Origin of the sequence: Nostoc sp. UCD121, from assembly GCF_014222285.1 — a bacterium.
Taxonomy (GTDB): Bacteria; Cyanobacteriota; Cyanobacteriia; order Cyanobacteriales; family Nostocaceae; genus Nostoc.
This window is the reverse complement of the sequence record NZ_JACKZS010000109.1, coordinates 1-25,735: the sequence shown is the minus strand read 5'-3', so window position 1 is coordinate 25,735 and position 25,735 is coordinate 1. Positions and strand designations below refer to the sequence as shown.

Below are 25,735 nucleotides of genomic sequence, written 5' to 3'. Positions count from 1 at the left end.
GTGTGGGGGGCAGGGGGGAAAGTTTCCCCCTGCCCCCATTCCCTAACTCAAATTATTTTTCCCTATAACCTCCAGCGTAGTTAATTACGCAGATTGTTCTATATGATTTGTGAGTTCCATAAGCAACGCCAGACACTTTAAAAGCGCCGTTAAATATATTTTTTCTATGGCCGCGATCGCGCACGCCATCATCAATAATTAATTGCATGACGATATCTTGAGCAGTATTTGGGCCATAACTAATATTTTCGCCAGCCGTTGTTTGCCATGCACCATAGCGGTTGATGCGAGTAAAAGGGTTGCTACCATCGCTACCATCATGACCTGTAACACCTTTTGGGCCTTGGTCTTTAACATGGTCTTTTGCTCCTAAAGACATACCTTTAGAGGCACTCAACGCTCCTACAGAACGTGCAGATTTCAAAAATGCGATCGCTTCATCAACTGCTTTGACTCCTTCTTGAGTTCGCAAATAGGTATTATTAGAAATTTTGACTCGGTTCCCCTCAAAGCGCTTCCTATAGTTTTCCATAATCGGAATGTACGATTTGGGATTTGTTCGTACTTTATTTGTTTCAAGAATTACCTGTTGTTCCAACGGTGAAAGATAACTCGCCTTTGCTAATAAAGTTGGACTGGTTGGTTGAACTATGGCTGGATTCGAGTTTGCTACAGATGGGCTAGATTGAAACAGTTGATTTGAGCAACCCAATATCAAGGTAACTGGCAAAAGTACCCAAAGTTTAATGCGACGCATTCATTACCTCACAATTTTTTTATGGATTAATTTAGTGAATTAGAAGAAATAATAATTTTCAACACACAGAGAAGTTTTTAGACGCTTCTTTATTCGTAATTTTAGAAACGGCTTGTTGTCAGACATCAGAATTTCTATCAGTTGCCTAATAAGAACAGAAATCAGTTTATCAAGAGTTATAGATAACCCTGCGATTGTCTTTGTTCCTTGAGTGTTAAAAAAGGATTACTTAATACCTGTTGTAACCTATCTAACACTCAAACGTAAACTAAAAAAAATATTTTTACTTTATTACGCCTGTTTTGAAGTAAATTAATTTGAAATATTGGCTAATACAAAATATAACGCAAATAAAAACTTTGCATATTTGCGTTTGACAGAAAAATGCAGAGTTTATATTGTATTCGCTCAAATAAGTGTGATTGCGATCGCTTTTTCTCAGTGTAGGGAAACAAGCCCGAAAAAAACTTGCGATGGCGCAAGTGCTAGCCGTAGGCGATCGCTAATTTTACTCCCAATTAACTAATGACGTTATGATTTACCAGATATAATATTACACTTTGACAAACCAACGTTGCCGATACATCAGAACACCAACAGCCCACCACAACAACACAGTGACTATGGCAAACAACAGGGAACCATTCAGAATTCCCGCCCAAGATGCGAAAAAATTCTGGTAAATCCAATTGTAGGTACTGGGAGCATCTTTACCTGTGCCGATAGTGGTTCTCACTAAGATTTTAATCAACAATACAGATGGAACAAAAAGTGCGATCGCATTTAAGCCCATAATTTCAAAAGGTTTACTCCAGAGACGATTCAGCCGGACTTCGATGAGTTCATAACAAGCTGCTAGCAAAATTAACGCCCAACCACTAGTAAAGACTACATAAGAACTTGTCCATAGCTTTTTATTAATGGGAAATGTCCACCCCCACGCCCAACCGATAATTAAACAGCCAACTCCAAATAATCCTAACCCGATACTTGTGCGTGATTGTACAGGTTGGCTGCGTATCCATTGACCAGAAAAGTAGCCAGCTAGAACGCTTACTATCGCGGGAATAGTACTGAACAGTCCCTCTGGATCTCCCATAAATTTGAAACCATCACCTTTATATAGATGTGCTTTGGGAATAATCATCCGGTCAATATAAGCGCCCAAATTACCTTCTCGTGTTAGAACTCCCGCGCCATAATCTGGCACTGGTAGATACATCATCATTAGCCAGTAGCCAATGAGTATCACTGCTGCAAGTATCCATTGACCTTTGCGCGGAACGTTGAGAACTATCAAGGAAGCCAGCAGATAGGTAATGCTGATACGCTGCAATACTCCCATAATGCGGATGCTACTCAAATCAAAAGTCCAAATACCTTGATTCCAAAAGCCATTTAGTAGCAATCCCAAGGCGAAGAGAATAGCGGCGCGGCGTAAGATGCGCCAGTAAACAGCTGAGGTTGGTTTGTTAACTTCAGTGTACTTTGACAGCGAGAAAGTCATCGCTACACCAACAATGAAGAGAAAGAAGGGGAATACCAAATCAGTTGGCGTGCAACCGTGCCAATCGGCATGGGCTAAGGGAGGATATACATCATCTGCGACTCCCGCCATATTGACGAGAATCATCGCAGCGATCGTAATGCCGCGAAAAACATCCAGTGAAGTCAGGCGCATAAGGGGAATTTTTTCTTTGATGAGTATCTAAGTTACTCCGCCTCATGCAGCTAATCAAGCAAAATTTATATACTCAGATACAAGGTAAAATTTTGTTAAGTAATTACCACCACTTGTTATGCCAGTCAAAGTTGGAGATACTGCTCCTAATTTCACTCTACCTGCTCAAAACGGTTCAACAGTGAGCCTCCAAGATTTTCGCGGCACAAAATCTGTTGTCCTATATTTTTATCCCAAGGATGACACACCCGGATGTACGGCTGAATCTTGCGCCTTTCGCGATCAGTACGAAGTGTTTAAAAGCGCTGGTGCTGAAGTTGTCGGCGTGAGTGCTGACTCTAGCGAATCTCACCAAAAATTTGCTGCAAAATATAATCTACCTTTTACCCTGTTAACTGACAAAGGCGACCAAGTACGGAAGCTATATGGCGCAACAGCAGCCTTTGGCTTATTCCCTGGTCGCGTTACTTACGTCATTGACCAACAGGGAGTTGTACAATACGTGTTTGATTCAATGTTGAACTTTAAAGGTCATGTTGAAGAAGCACTAAAAACTTTGCAACAGATTGCGAAATAGGGAAATGGGAATTGGGAATTGGGAATTGGGCATTGGTTATTTCTCCCTCGTCTTCCCATTCGCCATTCGCCATTCCCCATGCCCCATTCCCTATTTAGAATGCAACTTTTCCGGCATGACAATATTATTGTGGCTTGACTTGCCATTCTTGCCGTTAGTATGACCGTTACCATTGCGGGGATGAATCACACCATAACCGCCGTGGTTGCGTTCGTAAATTACATTAATCTCTCCAGTTTCAGAATTGCGGAACATATAAAAGTCGTGTCCCACAAGTTGCAGTTGTTCCAGGGCTTCTGCAAGGGTCATCGGTGGCATGGAAAAGTATTTGGTGCGGACGACTTCGTTGGGCAATTCGGGAGTGCGATCGCCAATTAAATCTGGGACTACCGACTCTGCAACAACTACTTCTGTTGGTTGGGACTGAGTTTTTTGATCTTGACGGCGTTCTTTATATTTCCGCAGTTGACGGGCAATTTTATCTGCAACTAAGTCAATGCTGGCATATAGATTTTCGCTACTTTCCTCGGCACGGATAACGCTACCATTAGCGTAAATAGTTACTTCAGCTGCTTGTCTAGTATTAATTCGAGGATTACGGGCTACGCTAAGATGCACATCCACTTCATTTGTGATGCTCTGAAAGTGACTAGCTGCTTTTTCAATCTTTTGATGTACATATTCCCGAATCGCATCGGTGATTTCAATATTTTTGCTGTGGATGACAAGCTTCATGTAAACTCTCCCACTGAATATTTGATGTGTGAATTTGCTTTGTATGAAAAGAAATTGCGGTAAGGTCTATTACTCCCGCCAAAACAAATTGTGAACTGTTTCTATCTACTGCTGGTAAGCTATCTTTAAGCTTACTGCATCTAACTTTTTGCTCATTATACCCTTATTTTTCCTCCTCATCTCTGCGCTGATATCCAATTGGATTTCCACATAGAACTATTTGGTGAGGAAATTTGAGCGGTAGCTTTCGTAACTGTCTTCTCTATTAAAACAACGCTTACAGAACTGTTGATAGTTGCTCCTTCTGTGTCCGGTTGAGGTTTGCTCACTGTCGATCAACAGCACAAGTATTTGTAGAAGTTGATCTTGCTTTAATATGCAAACAAGATTATTAGAGTCATCAGCCAGTGCATCGTTCTTAATTGTCTTGGCATGATGCTTATTGCAGAGAATTCCTCCTAAAACCTATTGAGGTTGTATATTCAAACTAGCACTTTGTATTTTCTAATGCTTGTTCCCTTGACTTTCCTTTAAAATCCTTTGCAAATCTTGACACTTTTGGACTTCAATTCTGTAAATTGCAATATATTTTATTCCTAATACTAGTTGATTTTTGGCATGATCCGTAGTAAAGAACCACACAACAACCTTTGTTTGCTGTATAACCAAGGATTAATGCCTTACTTAGATGCTCATAGATGGCAGCGATCGCTCCTCACTGAACGCATCCATGACCCTAGTCTAGATGACGTGTTGATTTTGCTAGAACATCCACCTGTTTACACTTTGGGGCAAGGAAGCAACTCAGACTTTATCAAATTTGATATTGATCAAGGTCAATATGATGTGCATCGAGTTGAAAGAGGCGGCGAAGTTACTTACCATTGTCCTGGTCAACTAGTGGGGTATCCAATTTTAAATCTGCAACGTTATCGTAAAGACCTGCATTGGTACTTACGCCAACTCGAAGAAGTCATAATTCGCGTATTGAGAGTTTATGGGTTGCAGGGAGAAAGAATTCCGGCTTTTACTGGTGTTTGGTTACAAGGGCGAAAGGTTGCGGCTATTGGGATTAAAGTCAGCCGTTGGATTACCATGCACGGCTTTGCATTAAATGTTTGCCCAGATATGAAAGGCTTTGAGGGCATTATACCCTGCGGTATTTCTGATAAACCTGTAGGCAGTTTAGCCGAGTGGATTCCAGGTATTACTTGCCAAGAAGTCCGTTTTTATGTAGCACAGTGCTTTGCTGAAGTATTTGGAGTAGAAGTAATCGAATCACAGCCTCAAGACTTTTTCCGGTCTGAGTAAATTCAGTCTGCATTTATGTAATAAATACTATAGCAGCCCTATGGAAATTATGAGACACTAATGAGAGTAGCCTATATCTAATAGTATCAAAATAACTATTTAACTACGGTTGTCAAACCTAAAATCTGATTATTTACAAATTTCTATACTAAATTTTTACGGCTGTCAAGCACAACTTTGCGCGTGAATTACTCAAATAATTTCCAGGTATATACCCCATCGTTAACGTCTCTGAGAGAACGTGATTTGACAGCTTTGATAGAACTATTTGATAGAGACGATGGTGATGAAATTGAAGCCGACATCAGTGCTAGTTTGTTTTGGCTGATACCTGAGCCTTGTTGGGAAGACGATCCCTTTGATTTCTTGCGCGAGTATCTTTAGTGCTGAATACCGTGAGATTAAAGGAAGCCTTTAATTACGAATTACGAATTACTTGAAGGCGACTGAGGAAAATACGCAGGCGATCGCTTTGAGGATTGGTCAGTACTTCATAAGCTGAACCTTTTTCTGTCACAATGCCTTTGTCCAAAAATATCACCTGATGCGCTACTTCTTTTGCAAATTGCATTTCATGGGTGACAACCACCATTGTCATTCCCTCTGCTGCCAATTGTTGCATCACTTGCAAAACTTCGCCGACGAGTTCGGGATCTAGGGCGCTGGTGGGTTCGTCAAATAGCATAATTTGGGGATTCATACATAAGCTACGAGCGATCGCTACTCGTTGCTTTTGTCCGCCAGAAAGTTGTTCTGGATAAGCAGATGCTTTGTCATGTAAGCCAACTTTCTCTAAATACAATCTTGCTAGTTGGGCGCTTTCCTTGGGTGTTTTACCCAAAACTTTACGCGGTGCAAGTGTCATATTTTCCAGGACGCTGAGATGAGGAAACAGGTTGAACTGTTGAAAAACCATACCTACCTGTGTTCGTAGTTGGCGCAGCTGATTGTAGTTGACAGTGGGCCGGGATAAGTTGATACCGTTGATTATTAAACGCCCATTGTCAATGGTTTCTAAACGATTAAAGCAGCGTAGTAGAGTACTTTTACCACAGCCGGAGGAACCGATAACTGCAACAACTTCTCCCCGGTTGATTTCGCCTGTGATTCCTTTGAGGACTTTTAGGGAACCAAAGTTTTTTTCGATATTGTCAAAAATAATTGCGGGGATGGTATTGTTCATTACTTGTGTCAAGCTGCTCTACAGTTGATTGTAAGGTTTTAAGGAACCGCCAACGTGTAGCGTCTTGCAGAGAATACAGCAAGGGCGTAGAGGGAAGAGAAAATAATATGGCTAAATTTGATTTTGGGCGTTGGCTGCGCTGGTGTGTGGTTGTTAGTTTTGGTTGTTTATTATTGGCTAGCTGTGCTGTGAACTCTAGTGCGGGGAAAACTTTGCGGGTTGCGACAGAGCCAGCATTCCCACCTTTTGAGTTTAAAAAACAAGGTGGTGACTTACAGGGTTTTTCGATTGATTTGATGAATGCGATCGCAGTTGCAGCTAAATTTAAAGTAGATTTTCAAAGTATGCCTTTTGATGGTGTGGTACCGGCTTTAGCAGCCAAAACGGTAGATGCGGCGATTAGTTCGATCACGATTACAGAGGAGAGGGCGAAGACAATTTCTTTTTCCCGCCCTTATTTTAAAGCTGGGTTAGCGATCGCAATTCGTGCAGACGATCAAAATATTACTGGTTTTGACAGTCTCAAAAATAAAAAAATTGCAGTCCAAATTGGTACAACTGGAGCTGCAAAAGCTAAAAGTATTCCTGGAGTGCAACTTCGTAGTTTTGATTCAGCACCTGTAGCCCTACAAGAATTGGCCAATGGTAATGTGGATGCGGTAATCAATGATGCGCCAGTGACTTTATATGCTATTAATACGGGCAATCTTCAGGGAATAAAAATAGTACAGCAATTGCTGACGGAGGAGTTCTATGGCATTGCTACAGCTAAAAATTCGCCAAACTTGGCATTAATAAATGATGGTTTGGAGAGAGTGTTAAAAAATGGCACTTATTCCCAAATTTACCAAAAATGGTTTAAAATCAAACCGCCATCACTACCAGCTAAATCACCATTTGAAAACCAGAATAGTACTAGCTCACCTAAAATATTTACCTCAATTGCCGTAATTTTGCAGGCTTTTCCGACTTTATTGCAGGGAGCATTAGTAACTTTACAATTAACAATAATTTCTGTAGTTTTTGGTTTAATTGGAGGTTCCCTAATTGGTATTGTCCGACTTTCTCGGATTGCACCTGTGCGTTGGCTAGCGAGAGCCTATGTAGATTTTTTTCGGGGAACACCTTTATTGGTGCAAATTTTTATGATTTACTTTGGTTTACCAGCAATTTCGCAAGAACTTAGTTTTACATTTACTTTTGATCGCCTAACTGCTGGAATAATTGCCTTAAGTTTAAATAACGCCGCCTACACCGCCGAAGTTGTGCGTGCAGGGATTCAATCGATTGAAACAGGACAAGCAGAAGCAGCACAATCATTAGGTTTGAGTTCTATACAAACGATGAGTTATGTCATTTTCCCCCAAGCTTTTCGCCGGATGATTCCACCTTTGGGTAATGACTTTATCAGTTTATTGAAAGATACTAGTTTAGTTTCTGTAATTGGGTTGGAAGAATTACTACGTAAAGGACAGTTAATTGTTGCTGACAACTATCGCGCCTTTGAAATTTACGCAGGCGTAGCGGTAGTTTATTTATGTTTAACGTTACTTTTTTCACAGGCATTTAGTCACTTAGAAGTGTGGATGAATCCAGTTAAACGGCACAGTTGACTTTTTTATTCATCCGCCAATCGTACAGAATCCGTCTAACTTCTGACTCCTGAATTCTGTTTTGATAAAGTCAAGTTTAAACAATGTTTTAAAGTGGTCTTTTGTTATCATTCTGTTCTCGTAGCGTTATCGCTTAAAAACTAGAGCTTTTTTCAACAGCCATCTGATGATATGTAGCTTTTGCTATATAAAGTTTGCAGCCAATACTGTAAAAGCTAATGGTTTCAACCTGGATACAATTTATTTCTACCATTTAATTTATAAATATATATCTATACAAATAATAAATATTGCATTGTTTGTAATTATTGCCTGGTTATTATAAAATTGGCATAAATATCGTATTAACAATAAAAATACTTAAATACAGTCATTTAGTGAGTAACAATCATATCCACTGAGTATCAACACAGGAAGGGCTAATAGAGATAAACTAGATAAAAGAGAAATTAAAAGTTGCTTACAATAATATAATAAGTATTGAAAAAATAAAATCTTGATGAATATCATAACAATTTAAACACTTTTTTAGAGCCAACTTAAAGCAGAATACATAGATGCGGATAATTGGACATATCAACTACAAAAGGTACTACCCATGAGTTCCCGCGCCCTGCTGTTAATAAATCGTCATGCCCGCCAAGGGCAAAAGAGTCTGTCGGAAGCGATTGAATATCTAAAAACACTCGGCTTTGATTTAATTGAGGAGTCTACAGAAGATCCAACACATCTTGCTGAAGTTATATTTCGCTATCAGCATCAAGTTGATCTAGTAATCATTGGTGGAGGAGATGGCACTCTCAATGCAGCAGTAGATGCTTTAGTTGAGACTCAGTTGCCCTTGGGAATTTTACCTTTAGGAACTGCTAACGACCTAGCGAGGACTTTAGAAATACCGAATTCACTCAGCGAAGCTTGTAAAATTATTGCAGATGGAAATTTACGCCGCATCGATTTGGGTTGGGTAAACGGCAAGCACTTTTTTAACGTTGCCAGTCTGGGATTGAGTGTAAAAATTACCCAGCGACTTACCAAAGAGGTCAAACGCCGTTGGGGAATATTTGCTTATGCCGCTACTGCATTGCAAGTGACTTGGGAAGCTAGACCTTTTACTGCGGAAATTGTAATCAATGGTGAATCAGTTCGCGTAAAAACAGTACAAATTGCTGTAGGTAACGGCCGTTATTACGGTGGTGGTATGGCAGTGGCTGACGATGCCACAATAGATGACCAAAGGCTAGACCTCTATAGCTTGGAAATTAAACACTGGTGGCAGATTATACTATTACTCCCTGCTATGCGAGAAGGGCGACATATACATTGGCAGAGTGTACGTTCTCTTCAAGGTCAAGAAATAAAAGTATATACTCGCAAACCGCGTCCTATCAATACAGATGGTGAAATTACTACTTACACACCGGCTCATTTTAGGGTTATACCTAAAGCTATAGCTGTTTTAGCACCCCCAGAGATTAGGAGTTAGGAGTTATTCTCCCTCATCTCCTCCACTTAATCTATTTCCCTCTGCTAAAAATGTGGGAAGTCGCATCAACTCACGCCAAATGCATCTGAGATTTTCTCAAGATATAAAGTCCCTGTTACAACGCCTAGCTGAACAACCGCTTACTCTAGGTGATGTTCTGGCAGAAACCTCAGAACGAGGATTCAGCCTGGTGATTACATTGTTAGTTTTGCCCTTTTTATTTCCTATGCCACCGGGATTAACTGGCCCTTTTGGTGGTGCTTGTTTACTGTTGTCAGCGCAAATGGTTTTAGGGAGGCGATCGCCTTGGCTGCCGAAAAGAATCGCTAACTACAAGTTTCCTCGTCCCTTTGCCGAGTTACTTTTACAAAATTTGGGACATCTTACCAAAGTTTTACATAAAATCGCCCGTCCTCGATTGGCCAAAATAGCCCATAATCCTTTGATTTGGCGAATTAATGGGTTTTGTATCTTTTTATTAACAATATTTTTAATATTACCAATTCCGTTTACGAATCCTATCCCCACTATAGGTATTTTACTTTTGACTGTTGCCACTATCGAATCTGACGGTTTATTAATTTGCATCAGCTACGGCGTTACTGTCTTAATTACCTTGATGTTTGGATTTATTGGTTATGCAGTATGGTTAGCTCCTGGTTTGCTACCATCTATATTTAAATAATAAAAGCCCATAGCATTAAGCTAAGGGCTGTAATTTATTAGGGTGCATCTACCATTTATTAATCCGCTTTATTAATTGCTATATCCGGGCAAATTAGGTTTTTTGACAGATTTATTTTATCGACACATTAAAAACTATAAGTAATAAAAAAGCCCATAGCGTTAAGCTAAGGGCTGTAATTTATTAAGGTGCATCTACCATTTATTAATCCGCTTTATTAATTGCTATATCCGGGAAAATTAGTTTTTTTAGCAGATTTATTTTATTTTAAAATTATAAATTTAATTAAAAAAAACCCTCAACTAAAAGCGGAGGGCTATGATTTAATTAAGGTGCATCTACTATTTATATATCCACCTTATTTCTTGCTGCATCAGGAAGAATTTAAAAAAATGGATAACTGTGGAATTGATTTTGTTAGCGATAAAACTACTACTAGTCTGAACGAGGACAACCTGCGGTTTTTGACTAGATAATGATTGACTAACTTCACATTAATTTTACAATTAACCCCAATTTAAGCTAAATACACAAAGTTTTTGTTAATATCTCTGATGCTATATCCGCAATAGTACGAATTTAGTTTATTAGTTGGGTATATGACTATGAAAGTTAGACGCACCCAACTTCATGAAGCGATCGCCATTTCTATTAGCCCTTGCTAGCCTTTGTATTGTCGGGGGAAGCTTTTTTATTAGAACAGCTTTTAGCAGTACTAGCGAGCCTAAAATAATAACTGATACATCACGCTACAAAGAAATTCGTAATCAGCTATGGTCTGATAATGATCGAGTAAAACATTTTCCTAATCAGATTCCTACTGATGCTAAAGATGTTCGTATTGCTTACTCTCCAGAATTTTTGCAAGGAAATACTTTTTTTCAAATTAGGCTGAAACAGCCACCAAATAAGATAGAAAAATTACTGTCACAATACAGAAATAGTGCAAAGTACAAATATAGAGGTGGTAACACAAACGACCACATAAACCAAATTAACGGTGTGCCGACAACTTTTTTCTACACCAGTGACTCTTCTACAGAATCTTTTCCAGCTACTTATGAAATACTAGTATTAAATGCAGACGACAAAGGCAGACCCGGCTTCAAATGGAATCATGGAGATAGCTATGGTGTCGCTATTAATAGTTCCGCCTCAGAAATAATCTATTGGTCTGAAAAATGGTAGCTAGCAATTCAAAATAAATTTGAATCGCTATGAGAAAAATCATTTGGGACATCACCCTTATTCATTACTAAGTGATGGTTTTACCCTTTTGGGTATATCACTTTAGGTAGTTAAAACTTATAGCCAGCATAGGTAAGATTTATAAGCTGCTTAAAAACTATCTAAATATCTAGAATGCCAACTGCTTTAATTACTGGTGCATCTAGTGGTATTGGTAAAGCTTTTGCCCAGGAACTAGCTGCACGCAAGACAAATCTTGTACTCGTAGCTCGTTCCGAAGAGAAACTAAATCAATTAGCTAAACAACTACAAGAACAACACAAAATTCAAGTAGACGTTGTAATCCAAGACCTCACAGAACCTAATGCAGCTGCTGCTGTATTTGATGCCACTAAAGCAAAGGGATTAACTATTGACTTATTAATCAACAATGCTGGTTTTGGCTACTATGGCGACTTTGCTGAAGGGGATGGAGAAAGACAAATTAAAATTGTACAATTAAACGTTTTAGCATTGGTAGATTTAACCCATAAATTTCTACCATTGATGCGGCAACGACGGTCTGGAAGTATTATTAACGTATCCTCTATTACCGCATTTCAACCGATACCATACCTTTCTGTTTATGCTGCCAGTAAAGCTTTTATTCTCAGTTTTAGTGAAGCACTATGGGCAGAGAATCGTCAACATGGTGTCCGTATTTTGGTTACTTGTCCAGGGCCAATAGAAACAAATTTTTTTGCGGAAGCTAATTTTCCTCCAGCGCTGGCAAGTACTACAGATAAAGTGTATTCTTCCGAAAAAGTTGTTTGGGAATGTTTAGATGCTTTGGAAAAAGGCTATCCAACTGTTATTAGTTCTGATACTAGCACTCAAATTAGAAGCAAATTATCTCGGCTCGTACCGCGCAAACTTCTGCTGAATATATTAGCAAAACACTTTAAAGCCTAAAAGGTTGTTTTAAAAATGGTGACTAACAAACTTAATATCCTCCTAAATCCTCCTTAAAAAGGAGGAATTTGAGAAGGTGATTCCACCCTTTTTAAGGAGGTCTAGGGGGGATTTGAATATAAGGGTAGACTTTTCAAACATCCTCTTAAGAGTTAAGAATTGGGGGGTAAAGAAACTGGTCAATTTAAAACTCTTAACTCCTCACTGATTACATATACCTTGTTAATTGAACTCGGTAACGGTCTTTTTTTGTAACTGCGATTTCCCCAACTTCTAAACGCCCTTTAGATCGAATGGCGATTAAGTCTCCTGATTTGACTTGAGAACTAGCTTGTGTAACTTCCTTCCAATTAACGCGGACATCACCAGCATCAATGAAGTCAACCATTTTGCTGCGGGACATACCAAAACCAGCAGATGCGATCGCATCTAACCGCAAAGAAGCCTCCACAGTAGTTAGTTCTTTTTTCTTTGGTTCCCGAACCCTTAATTCAGTTATCTCAATTGGCTGAGTCTTCACAGGAACAGATCGCACCTGCTTAAGACTCATTTCCAAAAATTCTACTAACTCTGGGGCGACAATCGCCTGGGCCCCTCGTTCTCCCAAGACAATAACGTCTCCTGTCTTTTCACGCACAATTCCTGTTCCCAACATTGCGCCTAAAAAGTCGCGGTGAGAGGCGGTATCAAACAAGAAGTTACCAGCAATTTCCACGGCGACAAGGCTGACTTGAGATTGGTCTAGAGGAAGTTCTGAACGAGCGATCGCTATTCTTTGGCGTTCAGCTTGGGGATATCCGCCCCACGCAACTAATTGCACTTCTGTTAATCGATTAAACACCCGTTGAATTTCCACTAATTCTGGGGGAGATAGAAAATCTGTCAAAACCACTTCCCAAGTTTTGATAGCTTGTTCCGCTTGATCAATTACACGAGCTACACTATCTCGATTTTCAACACCCTTTAAAAGTTCTTCTCGTGGCAACATTCTTAAAATTTATGAGTTAGGAATTGAGAATTAAACTGCTATAACTGTCTTGATTCTAACTTTAATTCCCATTTCAGCAGTTTCCCATCGCTAGCAATTTGTCGCATTGCTAGTTTTTTCAAAATGCAAATCGAGGCAACACGCTCGTCTGGAGAATGAGCGATAATTCTTTTAAGTTCTCGCCCAGTAAAGGCAAAATTGACCAGTGCTTTTACTGCTTCAAAAGTAAATCCCTGTGCGTTGTAATGCGTAAACCAGGATTTTTTGTCACACGCTACTTGTGTCAGCATAACCTTGGATATTTTCTGGATCAAACTGACGTAATATTCGGGTCGCTTGCCGAGTCAGAGTTTCAGAGCCTTGAACGGCAACTAAGTATTTACCCGCGTCTAAGCGGTTTCGATAAGGCAAGGCATCACCACCACCGACAAGTAAACCGACTCCGCCACCCACAACCACACCACCCATAGCACCACTAGCAGCACCCAGCAGTCCGCCAACGATGTGATTGCCAATTTCACCCGCCCAGGCAAAAGTATCTAAACCAGTGATGAGGCTGAATGTAAAACCTGCAAAAAAGCCAAATGGTATCAGCCAGGTTGCCATCAGTTGTGCTTGCTTTTTGGATTGGTCTTTGGGGTCAATTAAGCCAAACTCGTCAGCCGTTTTATAGCCCTTCCCAAGGATAGTACTGTTTATGCCTTGTTCTTCTAAAGCTAAGTAAGCAGCTTCGGCTTGAATGCGGTCTGGTAATACGGCAACAAGGTAATTCATTGATTTTACAATTTGTCTAATATAAGTTTTGCCTTAATTAACAGCGTATCAGTCTTGGTCGAATCGATCTTACATTGGGTACGAGTTTGGAGTTGGGAAAGGCTTTGATTCTTATTCCAATACTTTTCGGATAAACCCAATAATCTCTCTTTTGGTCTGAGAAAAGGTAAATTCAAACCCTTTACTTTTCCCCTTTCCCCCAAAACCCGAAAAGTATTGATTCTTACTCCCCTTCCATTGTAGAGAAGCAGGGTGGTTTCATACGAAAAAAGAAAAATACATAAGTTTTGATTTCTTGTTTTGTGGCATGGCTTTTTACCCCTCTCCAAACCTCTCCCCGAAACAGAGAGAGGCTTTAAAATCCGGTTTTAGTTTTTCTCTGGTTGTATGAAACCACTCTGCCCTTCCATTGTAGAGAAGGGATTGGGAAGGGATTGGGGGTTAGGTCTGTATTAAACTCAACTACAAATCGTGTAAGCGTAGCCCGCCGCAGGCATCGCGCAAGTTAAGCATTAGTTAAATATATATGGGTTGATCACTTGAGCGAATCTAGTGGCTCACAAAAATTGTTTACGCCTTGTTTGAGGACATATATCAAAACTGGCGTTGCCAAAATCTTGGGAAATGTCGGCATTGCTTTTAGATGTTCCATCATCTTTTGAGGTGAAGTATTAAGCAAATCTTCCCGATATTCTTGTTCGCAAATAACCACACGCCATTTTCTAGCCAAGGCATCTAACCACTCAGAATTTGCTCTTTCTGGTTGTTGTCCTGCTCTAATAGCTAGCGTCATCGCCGCATCTTCTAAATCTCCATCACAGTCTTCAATCAAATCCAGCGCTTCCATATCGCTAGGATCGTCAGCCAATTGAGAGCGAAACTGTGCAATTTCTTGAGATGTTACTTTAGTCATGAGTCTTTGACAAGGCTAGCGAGCGAACATTCAGTTATGCTACATCATTTCACAAAATTCCTGTTATACGTTTTCGTGGCACTTTCGAAATTCAAAATCCCTGTGAGAAAGTTCAGTTAAGAATTAAACTGTGCCATATTTAATTTTCATCTAGAGAAGGTTCATGTTGCCCACCACACAAAGACTGATATTTAATTAGGTTATGCAATTTAAATCACTTTTAGTTGATCGGTGGGAATTTTAGGCGTGTAGAGAGTTAAGATCCCGGTCTTTTTGACTAAAAAGCCTCATCTTTCAATGAGGCTTTCAGAATTTTTAATTGAGAGGTTAAGTCAGCAGTGCTAGCGTAGCGCTCTGAGGGTAACAGACCGTTGTAACTGAGCTAAAGCACGGTTGTAATCCAAAATTGCTGTGACTCGATTACCTTCAGCCCTTGTGAGGTCGTTTTCAGAGTTAATAACATCAGTTTGAGTGCCTACACCAGCTTGGAATCGCAAACGCGCTAAACGTAGAGCTTCTCTAGCTTGTTCTAAAGCGGTGTTAGAGGTTTGAACATTCTCCAAACTAGATTGCTGGGTAGAATAGGCTTGTTCTACCTGGAAGCGAATTTGGTTGCGCTGTTCAGCAAATTGAGTTTCTGCGATCGCAATATTAACACTAGACTGAGCTGCCCTTGCTCTTGCCGCTCCCCCATCATACAAATTGATTGTTGCTCTAACTCCCAATGAATAACCATCAGTAACGCTGACACTATCATCGAACTGATCTAGTAGGTTGTAACTGCCTACCAAACTAACTTGAGGCCCCAGTTCTGCAAGAGCCTGTCTACGCTGTTGTTCGCTGATATTGCGTTGTGCCAACTGCTGTTGCAATTCTGGACGATTTTGATAAGCCAGCACAATACTTTGTTCTAGCGTTGGGTTCCAAAGACCAGCTAATTGTACAGGGTCGGCGGCACTAATATTTATTCCCTGCGGCAAACTTATCCGAGTTGCTAATTGACGACGGGAAATTGCCTGCTGAGATCTAGCATTAGTCAAATCTTGTTGGGCATTTGCTAAATTCACCTGCGATCGCAACACATCGAACCGCGTACCAACCCCAGCTCGCTCTAGAGCTTCCGCATCACGCAAACTAGCTTCGGAGTTTTGCACAGCCGACTGAGCAATACGTACTTGTTCATCTGCTTGTTGCAGATTATAGTAGTCAGTGGCAACATTCAAACGGATTGTCTCAGACTGAGTTTCTACAGCCAATTCATTGAAGCGTACCTGTTCTTCAGCGGCTCTGATGCTAGCTTGCACTCTCCCAGAAGTGTAGATGTTATATGACAGCTGTGCTTGACCGGAAAAAGATGTACCAGCTTCATCTGGCGATGAGATACCCGTCTGTTGTTCTTGGAGTTTCGACGAGAGCTGACTACTGGCAGACTGACTACGAGTAATATCAGCGCTAATTCCCAGAGTTGGCAATAAAGCAGCTTGTGCCTCGCGTAGAGCCGCTCGATTGCGTTCTAGCTCCAAAATAGACACTTGTAAATCCCGATTGTTACGCCGTGCTAGCTCCAGAGCTTGTGCCAAAGTAATCGGCTGATTTCCCTGAAGTCTCACTTCCTCCGGTTTTGTAGGAAACTGCAAGGGATTTGAGCTAGGAATCAGGTTATCGGGAACTTGCACCGGCCCTGATGGCACAGGAGTTGTGGTTCTCGGCACACTGGAAGGTTGTACTGAATCTTCTGGTGCAGGAGTTACGGTTCCTGGTACAGTGGGAACTTGTGTCGAATTTGCCGGAATTGAGGTATTATTCTGAGCAATGCGGCCAATAGCATTTTGTTGTAAACAGGTGTTTGAAGCCAGTAGCAAAGCCGCTGAGGAATTAGCCTTGCTTTTCCCTGATTCCTGTGGGCATCTTGGCGCTGACAACAGTTTTGCTGATTCTCCACCTGTAGCTGAAGTTTGTAAAAATGTTTGCAACTCAGTTACAGCATTTTTCTTTTTAACCACTGGCTGCTGTGTAGAAGACAGGGGTAAAATTTTTCTTTGGACAGAAGAAGGTTTTGAAGTGTAGTTGGGAACTACTATGCTCTCTGATTTCTGCCCAGAAATGCTTGAGTTACTCTGTTTTTGGTTATTTTGAGCAGAACGGCTAACATCTAGCTGTTGGGAAGGATTAGAGGTAGGTGTCAAACTGACAAATCTACCTTCATCTTTCTTAAGTAGTTGTTTTATTGGCACAACAGTATTTCCAGCCGTAAATACTGGAATACTGTTATTACTTAAAGGCTTCATACTAAGTTTAGTAAAACCAAAACCAGGTAGTAGGGTGGGAACACTAACATTTGCACCATGCGGCAATTGCGTATTCATCATATCTACAACCGAGCTTTGACCATAAGTAGAAGTCAAAACACTAGGAGAAGAAGCCAGCTGTACCCCAGTTAGTTTTACAGTACCAGCCCAAGCAGGCTGAGTTGTTAAAACCGCTGCCGTGACACCAGGCAAAAAGCTATAGAATAATTGCTGTCCTTTCACCGCATCCCTCACACGAAAATCAATCTAGCGGCAGAAAACCTTTCTTCACCACAGAATATAGCACGATACTAAATTTAGGAAAGAATATACTACGATACTAAATTTAGGGTTCGGAACTCTGTTTGTCTTCAAAACGTCTAACAATGCGAGAAAGTTCCGCCTTTTCATCGATACTAACGCGAGTAGGAGCACCGCTGATAATCCGTTCGTAGTTTCTGAAAGAATCTTTAATATCGGGCCCGTCAGCAGTGATATTATACTCACGAATGCCCTTATCATGCCAAGACCCGCGCATTTTAAATACGTTAATTGCCCGCGACATTTCTCCACGGATTTCTACGTACTGTAACATTAGAATTGTATCGGTAATCGTAGAAATATGAGAGTCAGTAATCGAATGCGCTCCTAAAAATTGGTCAGTTGTGTTGGTAAAGAAACCAGTAATTTCTTCTTGTTTAGCATAACCCGTTACACCAATTACAAACTGCCTAAATGCATTATTGCTCACTCCTCTAGCTAATGCTGATAATGAATCAATGGCAATCCGAGCCGGTTTAAAGACAGCAATTTCTGATTTAATAATTTGTAAGTGGTCTTCTAAACCAGTTGATTCAGGATAGGTACAAATTATTTTTAGTAAACCTTGCTCCTCTAATTCTTCAAAATCAATTCCCCAAGAAGAAGCATTACGAGATAGTTGGGCACGTGATTCTTCGTAAGCAAATAATATTGCCTGTTCTCCATTCAGGCAGCCATCTTGAATAAACTTACTCACTAACAAGGTTTTACCAGTGCCTGTGGCTCCTGTTGCCAAAATAATAGAATCTTTAAAGAAACCACCACCGCACATTTCATCTAAGATTTTGACACCAGAAGATACCCTGATATTAGATGAGCGTTGAGTTAAACGCATTGCTCCTAATGGGAAAATGTTAACTCCTTCATTAGTAATTGTGAAGGGATACTCACCTTTCATGTGAGTTGTGCCGCGCAATTTGAGAATTTCAACTGTGCGACGGCGGCGTTCTCCTTCTAAGACGTTGCGAACAATTACTACATTATCAGAAACAAATTCTTCCACTCCAAAAGAAGCAACGGGGCCATATTCTTCACTGCGCTCTGTGGTAATTACAGTGGTGACACTCAGTATTTTGAGACGTGCTACCAAGCGAAAAATCTCGCGTCGTACTACTCCCATTGCTTCATACTGCTGAAATACAGCTGTCATTGAGTCAATTGAAACTCGTTTAGCTTTGTATTTGCGAATGGCATATTGCAAGCGTTCAATGAGTGCAGAAAGATCAAAATTTCCAACGATATCTTGACCTTCTGGATCTGGAGAGGCATCAAGGATAAATAACTTACCTTCTTCGATTAGGTGGGGCAAATTCCAACCAAAAACATGGGCGTTTTTAATAATATCGCTAGGTGATTCTTCAAAAGTAACAAATATACCTGCTTCATCGAAATAGGTGATACCGTTATACAGAAACTGAAGAGACAATAAAGTTTTACCTGTACCGGAAGTGCCACTGACCAAGGTAGTTCTACCAATTGGTAAACCACCATGACTAATATCGTCAAACCCTTCAATCATCGTGCGAATTTTTTCTACACCCCCATTTTTTGGTGTCTTATTGGGTTCTACTTGCTCGTTTTGGCTCATTGCTTGATAATAAAAGGGTATTAAAAACTGTTGTTTTATTAGTAAAATTTGTACTCAATTTTTCCAGAATAATTATAAACTAAATGTTAAGCAAGTAGGGTGTGTTAGGTAACAATCTGACAAAAAAATAGCAAAAAAAATATTCTGCTGGAATGCTCTAGGATAAAGGGTAGTAAAGCTATCTTAACTAGAGCAATATAATGGCTACCCTACATAGTTAAAATTTACTTTATAAACGCTATCTTGTATCATTAATTATTTTACTCTTCAAAATCTGCTTCACTCAGTTCTTCATAAAGCAAATCTAATCCAATCAATACTCTTTCTCGATCTGAAAGATCGCCAATAATTTTGCGAACGGGTGGAGGCAAAATTTTAGATAATGTTGGGGTTGCCAATATTTTATCTTCTTCTGCCAGTTGTGGGCTTTTTAATACATCAATCACTTTTAAAGCATAAACACCTTCAAACTCCTGCTCTAAAATATTTTTGAGTGTTTTCAATGCCCGAACTGAATTAGGGGTGTTCCCTGCTACGTAAAGCTTGAGAACGTAGGTTTTTTTGGCTTTAATCATATATTTACAGGCTAGTTACGATCGTAGAAATAAAAGATGTGTTTGCACGTTGGTTATAACTAACAGTGTTAGCTGTTTCCAAGTTAAATATTAAGAAATAAACTTATTTTATTTAGGAATCGAACTCCTATAGACTTCACACAAGTGAGCCAATATATCTATCAACGTCAGGCGGTAATCAAGTAAGGTTTCATTGCTTCTTCCTTCTAATTTTAGCTGGATAGAAAATTCTTCAATTACCTCCATGTGAATTTCGATTATTTGGGGCACAGGAATATTAGCATAAAATATAGTATTGATGAATTTATCAATTTTTTCTTTGAGTGTTTTGTCTGTGGTAAAATAATTTATAAGGATTAGACTGTAATCTAATTTAAGCTGTCTTAATAATCCTTGCCTTTCGGCTGGATTCATCTCGTGAAAATGCTGTTGGCTTTTTTGCATCTGGCTGGCAAATACATAGACGTACTTGCTAGTGTATGCCTTACTTGGATTTTGTTGCGGCCAATTTGGTAAATAGTTGATTGTTGCAGAGGTCGTTGCAGTAACAGGTAAATAGCAAAATGGGGCGATAATCCCATCAATAAATTTCCATACCCAAGCAATCCAACCTTTTTGCTTGGCTAAGTAAACTAGATGATTTAAACATTTGTTAATATCAGGTCGCAGAATGAATATCGGTAATAACATTTACTCTTTAATCTATCTCCTTGATCGCTTTGACCAAGAAACGTGGGCTAATAAGTTTGGCTAACGCTTCTAGGGAAATACTTCTTGGTGTGCAGTAAACTGGCGACTTTACCCCAAAATAATGCTCTGTGTTTAGAGATACTGCAAGAAGGCAGTTCTTGCTGGAGGTGGGAAGTAAGAAAGCTTATGCACTAAACTTAAACTTTTTAGCTTTTTTCAACTGGATATTTATTTATGCCTGCTTGTGCTGGCAACTCAAAAGCTTAATTCAGCGACTAAGTGTTAAGACTTAGTAAATCTTTGATGATGAGGTATTTGTCGCCATAAACAGACAGACTACCTAATTTATTGTTTGCGTATCTGTATTTATGTATATAAATAGATATATTTTTTAATTTTTCTCCTTGATAAGATACTTAAACGAACTTAAAGGATTGTCCGATTCTAAATCATTATAATTCCTCAAGGTTCTAAAGCGAATCTTTGGGGCCATAATTGTTGTAGCCGTCACTATCGATCGGAAGTTTAAATACCAGTAAGACGCTGGGGAGGCTAGTTGCTATAAATCAGAAACGTCGCCTCTTGGAAAAATGCACTCGTCCACAAGCAAGTGTCCGTGAGGGGAAATCCCGTTGTTTTATTTAATGGCGTTGAAATAACCAGAGTTGCTTATATGAGTCTTCTTAGAGGATATGGCTTCAGGCGAAAAGACCATCAACAGTTGGCAGATGGAGATGCCGGAGGTTCCCACAGGAAGAATGACCCCCAAAGCCCTATGTTAATGCTAGATTACCCGCTTTCTAACTTTCAGGCAACCGTAGCTAGCTGCCTCCAAACATCTTCTTTGGCAGTGGTGCTGGAGATTTTTGAGCAAGAGCAGTGCGATCGCTTGGTAGTAGTGAATCAGCAGCAATGCCCCGTTGGATTGCTGTATTCTGCCCGTTTAATCCAAAAATTATTAGCACATAGTGACGATAAAAATCTAAATTTACATCAACCACTCTCTACATGGGGTCAAGGTCTCATTGAGCCGATACAAACAATATCAGCTTCTGAGCGTGTAGAGCAATTAACCTTGCACTTGGGTTATCCACAAGCCGAAAAACACCAGAACTTAGATTTGGCACTGATTGACTCTGATGGGCGATATTTGGGTCTGCTGGATAGTTCCCGCCTGTTGCGATCGCTGGCTAAGGAACGCATGGTTGGTTTACAAAGCTCAGGCATCCAGAGATCGCGCCATGAGCATGATGCTGATGTACAGCCCCCAAATAAAGCAAAATCATTGGGACACCAGCCACTAGTACAGTTGCTAGAAAGATTGCCTTGGCCTTTAATGTTGCAAACATCGACTGGCGAAGTGTTAGCCCGAAATCCCGCCTGGTGGCAGCAATTAGGAGCCTTAAAAGATCCAGAAGGAGTTAGGCAACAAGTGGAAGCAATACTTGTTCTTAAACCCTCCGAGAAATCTGAATATGTCACCCAACGAGCAATCAAGGTTCATCCCAATGGCAGAGAGAATGAATATGGTGGTGAAGAGGAACTGACTCAGCAAGAAGCATCACCAGATGCTGTATATAGTCGCTGCTATTTGGATAGTCAAGTTGGTACTTGTACGTGTGTTGTGGAAGTGCAAAATGGTCAGGAGCGAATTTGGCAGTTTGCCAAAATTCCTTTAGACAGTCCTGAGTTTAAAGTCATGAGTGCTGAGTCAGAGGTTTTACTCAGCAATGATTTGTGGTTAGTTTTAGCTACTGATGTCACTGAACAGCAGCAGCTTTGCAAAGAATTAGCTGCAAAAAATGCCGATTTAATTCAACTAAATCGGTTGAAGGACGAGTTTTTAGCTTGTATTAGTCATGAACTCAAAACTCCCCTAACTGCCGTTTTAGGATTATCGCGCTTGCTAGTGGATCAGCAGTTGGGAGAACTTAATGAGCGTCAAGCTCGTTATGCGGGACTAATCCATCAAAGTGGCCGCCACTTGATGAGTGTGGTTAATGACATTTTAGATTTGACCCGAATGGAAACGGGGCAAATGGATTTGACGCTGACACCAGTGAAAATTAGTGCTGTGTGCGATCGCGCCCTATCGGAAGCCAAAGCCATACACACTCAAACTACTAAAACAACATCCCAAACTCAAGAAAATACCCGTTCATCTGCTCCCCAATTCTGCCTTTCCATTGAACTAGGTTTAGATGAAATGGTGGCAGATGAGTTGCGCTTGCGCCAAATGCTAGTACACCTACTTTCCAACGCCTTTAAATTCACTGAAATATCCGGCGAAATTGGGCTGCGGGTAAGTCGTTGGGAAGGATGGATTGCCTTTACAATTTGGGATACAGGTATTGGCATTCCAGAACACCAGCAACACCTAATTTTTCAAAAATTCCAACAACTAGAAAATCCCCTCACCCGGCAATTTGAAGGCACTGGTTTGGGGCTGGTATTAACTCGGGCCTTAGCTCGGCTCCACGGAGGAGATGTCAGCTTCTTGTCTCGTGAAGGCAAAGGTAGCCAGTTTACACTACTTCTGCCGCCCAGTCCCCCGAAAACAGGCTTTTCGGAGCCAGATATGGTAATTAGAGCAGACGAGAAGACACGACATCAACAGACACGAGAAAACACCGCAGCCACTCGTCAGCAGATCGTTACGCCTACACAGCATCATCCCGCGAGTTCCCAACGGTTGGTCTTAGTAGTCGAGGCAGTAGCCCGATATATTGAAGACCTGACCGAAAAACTCAAATCTTTAGGATATCGGGTAGTAATTGCGCGATCGGGGACAGAAGCAGTCGAAAAAGCTCGGCGCTTGCAACCAATAGCAATATTTTTGAATCCGTTGCTACCCCTGCTGTCAGGCTGGGATGTGTTGACTTTACTAAAATCCGACACCGCAACCCGTCATATATCTGTAATAGTTACCGCAACGGGGGCCGAAAAGGACAAAGCATTTGCTAACCGAGCCGATGGTTTCTTAAGTTTGCCAGTGGAGCATCAGGTATTGGCACCAGTTCTCGAAAAATTATGTACTGCACAAGTAGCTCCGCAGGTAGGGTTGGAAAATAGCGCCGTTATCCCACCTAAAACCCCACTCCGAATTCTCAGGTTGGTGAATCCCCAGTTGGAATCGGTTAATCCTCACCCCTCACTTCGAGAACATCGGGTGATTGAAGTAGATGATTTAGATCAGGCAGAACTTTTGGCGCGGGTATGGCAATTTGATGTCATTTTGCTAGATGTCGAAAGTACCACCGCCCAAATTTATCTGCAACAACTAATCCAACACCCACGTTTGGCGGCTCTACCATTGGTTACTTGCGATGTTGCAACTACCTTAGTGGCTTCTAAAGTACCAGGGTTATCTGTATATCCTTACTTAACACCATTTAGCAAAGACAACGGTAGTCGCATCGAAAAAACAGATGCCTTACTATCAGTACTGCAAATTGCTTCTGGTATTTGCTGCCCTCCTAACATCTTGGTTGTGGATTTGACAATGCTGCGTGATTTCCCACAGGTAAGACGTAAGCCAGCTAAGGGTTATCGGACAGCAAAAAATTGCTCAATTAGTAGTGAAACTGCTGAAAGAGGGTCTGAGTGGTTCCAAGCTTTAATTCAGTATTTACAAACAGCAGGCTTTAAAGCGGCGATGAGTCCCTGTTGGGCAGAAGTATTACAACAAATTCGCCACCAAAGCGTTGATTTACTGCTAATTTGTTTAGGAGAATCAGCTATCCACAAAGATGTGCTAAGAGCTTTGAAAACATTGGGAGATTCACCTGATAAATTACCACCAATTTTGGTACTAAATCAGCGATTAAATCGCCCAGACACCAATTTTCCGGTTGGGGTAGCTTATAAGGAAATTGACAAGCAGAAAAAGAATGGTTTGGAATCCATAGAAACTGTTGTTGGTGCGATCGCTACCCAAATATTACCGCGATCAATATCAATGGAAGACCTATTAAACCAGATCAATCAAGCCTTAGCTGTCAATGGTTACAATGGCAAATGTTAATTGGGTCATTGGTCATTAGTCATTAGTCATTGGTTATTCGCAAAGGACAAAGGACAAATGACTAATGACAATTTAAGATATGTCTATTTTTTCATTTTTCTTTTTCTTAAAAGGAACCCGAACTAGGTTATAAGCACCTTTGGTAGATAAACTTTTGTAATCATCTGGCTGTAATTCCATTTGTAAAAACTTTTTCTGTTCAGCTAGTAGCAACAGTGAGGGAGGTTGTAATCCCTTAGCAGCCTGGTTTTTAATATGCTCTATAGCCTCTTGAGGAAGTCCTAGATAATTTACATGAATGTGGCTGTAAAATACCACACTGGGCTTTTTGAAGCCAAGCATGATCAATTCTTCATTTGGTTGTTTTGCTTCTAGAATGACCGCAGATAATTCCCTTAAGGGTAATTGACGTTCTCGATCAATAAAAAACGAAGCAGGCGTTAAGACAAAAATTATAAACGCCACAAGCCCTAGTAAATTAATTCCAATAATGTAGTTCCATCGGCGACTCAGTAAGAAACCAGCAACTAAAATTGCACAAATCAACCACATTACGCCAGCTATTACTGGTAAACCAGATTTTTGAATTAGTTCGTGGAAGTTACTGATAGCTGGATCAGTACCTAATATATGGGTTATGTTAAACAGTGCTGTTGCTAGAACTGATAAAAACATTACATTCAACCAACCACTCACTCGGAGAAAACTAGGGGAAAGGGGAGGAGTGGGGGAGGAAGAAACAGGAGATGTTTGTCTGTCTTCTGTATCCTGCAAAAAGTCGCTCCATAAAAGCGTCACTAGGATCGCCGCTGCTGGCATTAAAGGCAAGACATAACTAGGCAGTTTGGTGACAGCAATGGAGAAAAAGCCAAAGATGCTAGCAAACCAAATCCAGGCGAATAAACCAAACTGCTGAAAACGTTCAAGCGATCGCCAGTGCGATCGCTGCCAAAACTTTAGTCTTATTATAGAAACTGGTAAATACACGGAGTATGGCGCAAAACCCAGCAACACTACTATAAAGTAAAAATACCAAGGTGCTGAGTGACCATTAACTACTTCTGTAAAGCGTTCCAGGTTGTGATAACCAAAAAAGGCATTAATATAATTCCAGCCATTGCGCCAAATTACTAAAGCATACCAGGGCACTGACAAACCTAGAATTATCAGTATACCCACGAAGAGGCGCATTTCCCGCAATACCTCTCTAAACCTTCCCACGTAAAGCAAAAAGGCGGCAACAATTATCACTGGCAAGACAATTCCCACTGGGCCTTTAGTCAAAATTGCGCCAGCAATTAGTACATAACAAGCTAAGTACCACTTATTAGGGAATAGGGCATGGGGCATTGGGGATTGGGCATTGGTTATTAATTCTGCTCCCCCTGCTTCCCCTGCTTCCCCTGCTCC

23 protein-coding genes are annotated in these 25,735 nt (G+C 40.6%); 10 read left to right on the top strand and 13 right to left on the bottom strand.

The window, feature by feature from the left end:
- Window positions 1-52: 52 nt before the first annotated feature.
- Window positions 53-757, bottom strand: coding sequence for a CAP domain-containing protein (locus tag GNF10_RS21640; protein ID WP_185580978.1), 705 nt, complete (start codon window positions 755-757; stop codon window positions 53-55).
- A 325-nt stretch (window positions 758-1,082) separates the two neighbouring features.
- On the opposite strand from GNF10_RS21640, the gene GNF10_RS21635 reads away from it, so the two are divergent.
- Window positions 1,083-1,283, top strand: a complete 201-nt coding sequence (locus GNF10_RS21635; protein WP_185592506.1) for a hypothetical protein — start codon at window positions 1,083-1,085, stop codon at window positions 1,281-1,283.
- 27 nt (window positions 1,284-1,310) lie between these two features.
- Here the strand turns inward: GNF10_RS21635 and GNF10_RS21630 are convergent, their stop codons facing one another.
- Entirely contained in the window at window positions 1,311-2,438 is a 1,128-nt protein-coding gene (locus GNF10_RS21630; protein WP_185581457.1) for an acyltransferase family protein, read from the bottom strand.
- Window positions 2,439-2,556: 118 nt separating this feature from the next.
- Here GNF10_RS21630 and GNF10_RS21625 point away from each other — a divergent pair, with 118 nt between their 5' ends.
- Window positions 2,557-3,015, top strand: a complete 459-nt coding sequence (locus GNF10_RS21625) for a peroxiredoxin (protein ID WP_185581458.1) — start codon at window positions 2,557-2,559, stop codon at window positions 3,013-3,015.
- A 90-nt stretch (window positions 3,016-3,105) separates the two neighbouring features.
- Here the strand turns inward: GNF10_RS21625 and raiA are convergent, their stop codons facing one another.
- Window positions 3,106-3,750 (bottom strand): ribosome-associated translation inhibitor RaiA, encoded by a 645-nt coding sequence (raiA, locus tag GNF10_RS21620; RefSeq protein WP_185581459.1) that lies wholly within the window; start codon window positions 3,748-3,750, stop codon window positions 3,106-3,108.
- 618 nt (window positions 3,751-4,368) lie between these two features.
- On the opposite strand from raiA, the gene lipB reads away from it, so the two are divergent.
- Both lipB and GNF10_RS21610 read left to right on the top strand, forming a co-directional pair.
- Window positions 4,369-5,061, top strand: a complete 693-nt coding sequence (gene lipB, locus GNF10_RS21615) for a lipoyl(octanoyl) transferase LipB (protein ID WP_185581460.1) — start codon at window positions 4,369-4,371, stop codon at window positions 5,059-5,061.
- A 183-nt stretch (window positions 5,062-5,244) separates the two neighbouring features.
- On the top strand, window positions 5,245-5,445 hold the full coding sequence (locus tag GNF10_RS21610) for a hypothetical protein (protein WP_114082491.1): 201 nt from the start codon (window positions 5,245-5,247) through the stop codon (window positions 5,443-5,445).
- Window positions 5,446-5,479: 34 nt separating this feature from the next.
- On the opposite strand, the gene GNF10_RS21605 is transcribed toward GNF10_RS21610, so the two are convergent.
- Complete coding sequence (locus GNF10_RS21605) at window positions 5,480-6,244, bottom strand: amino acid ABC transporter ATP-binding protein (RefSeq protein ID WP_114082490.1); 765 nt, start codon at window positions 6,242-6,244, stop codon at window positions 5,480-5,482.
- 107 nt (window positions 6,245-6,351) lie between these two features.
- Between GNF10_RS21605 and GNF10_RS21600 the strand changes: the two genes are divergently transcribed.
- The 5 genes from GNF10_RS21600 to GNF10_RS21580 all read left to right on the top strand — a co-directional run bounded on the left by GNF10_RS21600 (window position 6,352) and on the right by GNF10_RS21580 (window position 12,164).
- Window positions 6,352-7,857 carry an ABC transporter permease subunit gene (locus tag GNF10_RS21600; RefSeq protein ID WP_185581461.1) on the top strand — a complete coding sequence of 502 codons (1,506 nt, stop codon included), beginning with the start codon at window positions 6,352-6,354 and terminating at the stop codon, window positions 7,855-7,857.
- A gap of 598 nt (window positions 7,858-8,455) precedes the next feature.
- On the top strand, window positions 8,456-9,340 hold the full coding sequence (locus tag GNF10_RS21595; protein WP_185580810.1) for a lipid kinase: 885 nt from the start codon (window positions 8,456-8,458) through the stop codon (window positions 9,338-9,340).
- 79 nt (window positions 9,341-9,419) lie between these two features.
- Entirely contained in the window at window positions 9,420-10,025 is a 606-nt protein-coding gene (locus tag GNF10_RS21590; protein ID WP_185580811.1) for an exopolysaccharide biosynthesis protein, read from the top strand.
- 630 nt (window positions 10,026-10,655) lie between these two features.
- Entirely contained in the window at window positions 10,656-11,213 is a 558-nt protein-coding gene (locus tag GNF10_RS21585) for a hypothetical protein (protein ID WP_185580809.1), read from the top strand.
- Between the two features lie 174 nt (window positions 11,214-11,387).
- The gene (locus GNF10_RS21580) at window positions 11,388-12,164 is read left to right on the top strand and encodes an SDR family oxidoreductase (protein ID WP_185580808.1); all 777 of its coding nucleotides are present in this window, start codon (window positions 11,388-11,390) and stop codon (window positions 12,162-12,164) included.
- A gap of 208 nt (window positions 12,165-12,372) precedes the next feature.
- Here GNF10_RS21580 and GNF10_RS21575 read toward each other — a convergent pair whose 3' ends face one another.
- From GNF10_RS21575 to GNF10_RS21540, 8 genes are all read right to left on the bottom strand, one after another.
- Complete coding sequence (locus GNF10_RS21575; RefSeq protein ID WP_185580807.1) at window positions 12,373-13,152, bottom strand: photosystem II S4 domain protein; 780 nt, start codon at window positions 13,150-13,152, stop codon at window positions 12,373-12,375.
- 38 nt (window positions 13,153-13,190) lie between these two features.
- Window positions 13,191-13,442 (bottom strand): GNAT family N-acetyltransferase, encoded by a 252-nt coding sequence (locus GNF10_RS21570; RefSeq protein ID WP_185580806.1) that lies wholly within the window; start codon window positions 13,440-13,442, stop codon window positions 13,191-13,193.
- A complete protein-coding gene (locus tag GNF10_RS21565) occupies window positions 13,420-13,926 on the bottom strand; it encodes a hypothetical protein (protein ID WP_185580805.1) in 507 nt (168 codons plus the stop codon). The genes GNF10_RS21570 and GNF10_RS21565 overlap by 23 nt, the downstream gene beginning before the upstream one ends.
- Window positions 13,927-14,461: 535 nt before the next feature.
- Complete coding sequence (locus GNF10_RS21560) at window positions 14,462-14,839, bottom strand: hypothetical protein (protein ID WP_012409408.1); 378 nt, start codon at window positions 14,837-14,839, stop codon at window positions 14,462-14,464.
- A gap of 341 nt (window positions 14,840-15,180) precedes the next feature.
- On the bottom strand, window positions 15,181-17,370 hold the full coding sequence (locus GNF10_RS21555) for a TolC family protein (RefSeq protein ID WP_185580804.1): 2,190 nt from the start codon (window positions 17,368-17,370) through the stop codon (window positions 15,181-15,183).
- Window positions 17,371-17,473: 103 nt separating this feature from the next.
- Complete coding sequence (gene kaiC / locus GNF10_RS21550) at window positions 17,474-19,036, bottom strand: circadian clock protein KaiC (protein ID WP_185580803.1); 1,563 nt, start codon at window positions 19,034-19,036, stop codon at window positions 17,474-17,476.
- A 260-nt stretch (window positions 19,037-19,296) separates the two neighbouring features.
- Entirely contained in the window at window positions 19,297-19,611 is a 315-nt protein-coding gene (gene kaiB, locus GNF10_RS21545) for a circadian clock protein KaiB (protein ID WP_114082480.1), read from the bottom strand.
- A gap of 108 nt (window positions 19,612-19,719) precedes the next feature.
- Entirely contained in the window at window positions 19,720-20,301 is a 582-nt protein-coding gene (locus GNF10_RS21540; protein ID WP_185592821.1) for a KaiA family protein, read from the bottom strand.
- Window positions 20,302-21,076: 775 nt separating this feature from the next.
- Here GNF10_RS21540 and GNF10_RS21535 point away from each other — a divergent pair.
- Window positions 21,077-24,325, top strand: a complete 3,249-nt coding sequence (locus GNF10_RS21535) for an ATP-binding protein (protein ID WP_185581000.1) — start codon at window positions 21,077-21,079, stop codon at window positions 24,323-24,325.
- Between the two features lie 72 nt (window positions 24,326-24,397).
- Here GNF10_RS21535 and GNF10_RS21530 read toward each other — a convergent pair.
- On the bottom strand, window positions 24,398-25,735 hold a 1,338-nt coding region (locus tag GNF10_RS21530; protein WP_185607232.1), incomplete at its 5' end, for a glycosyltransferase.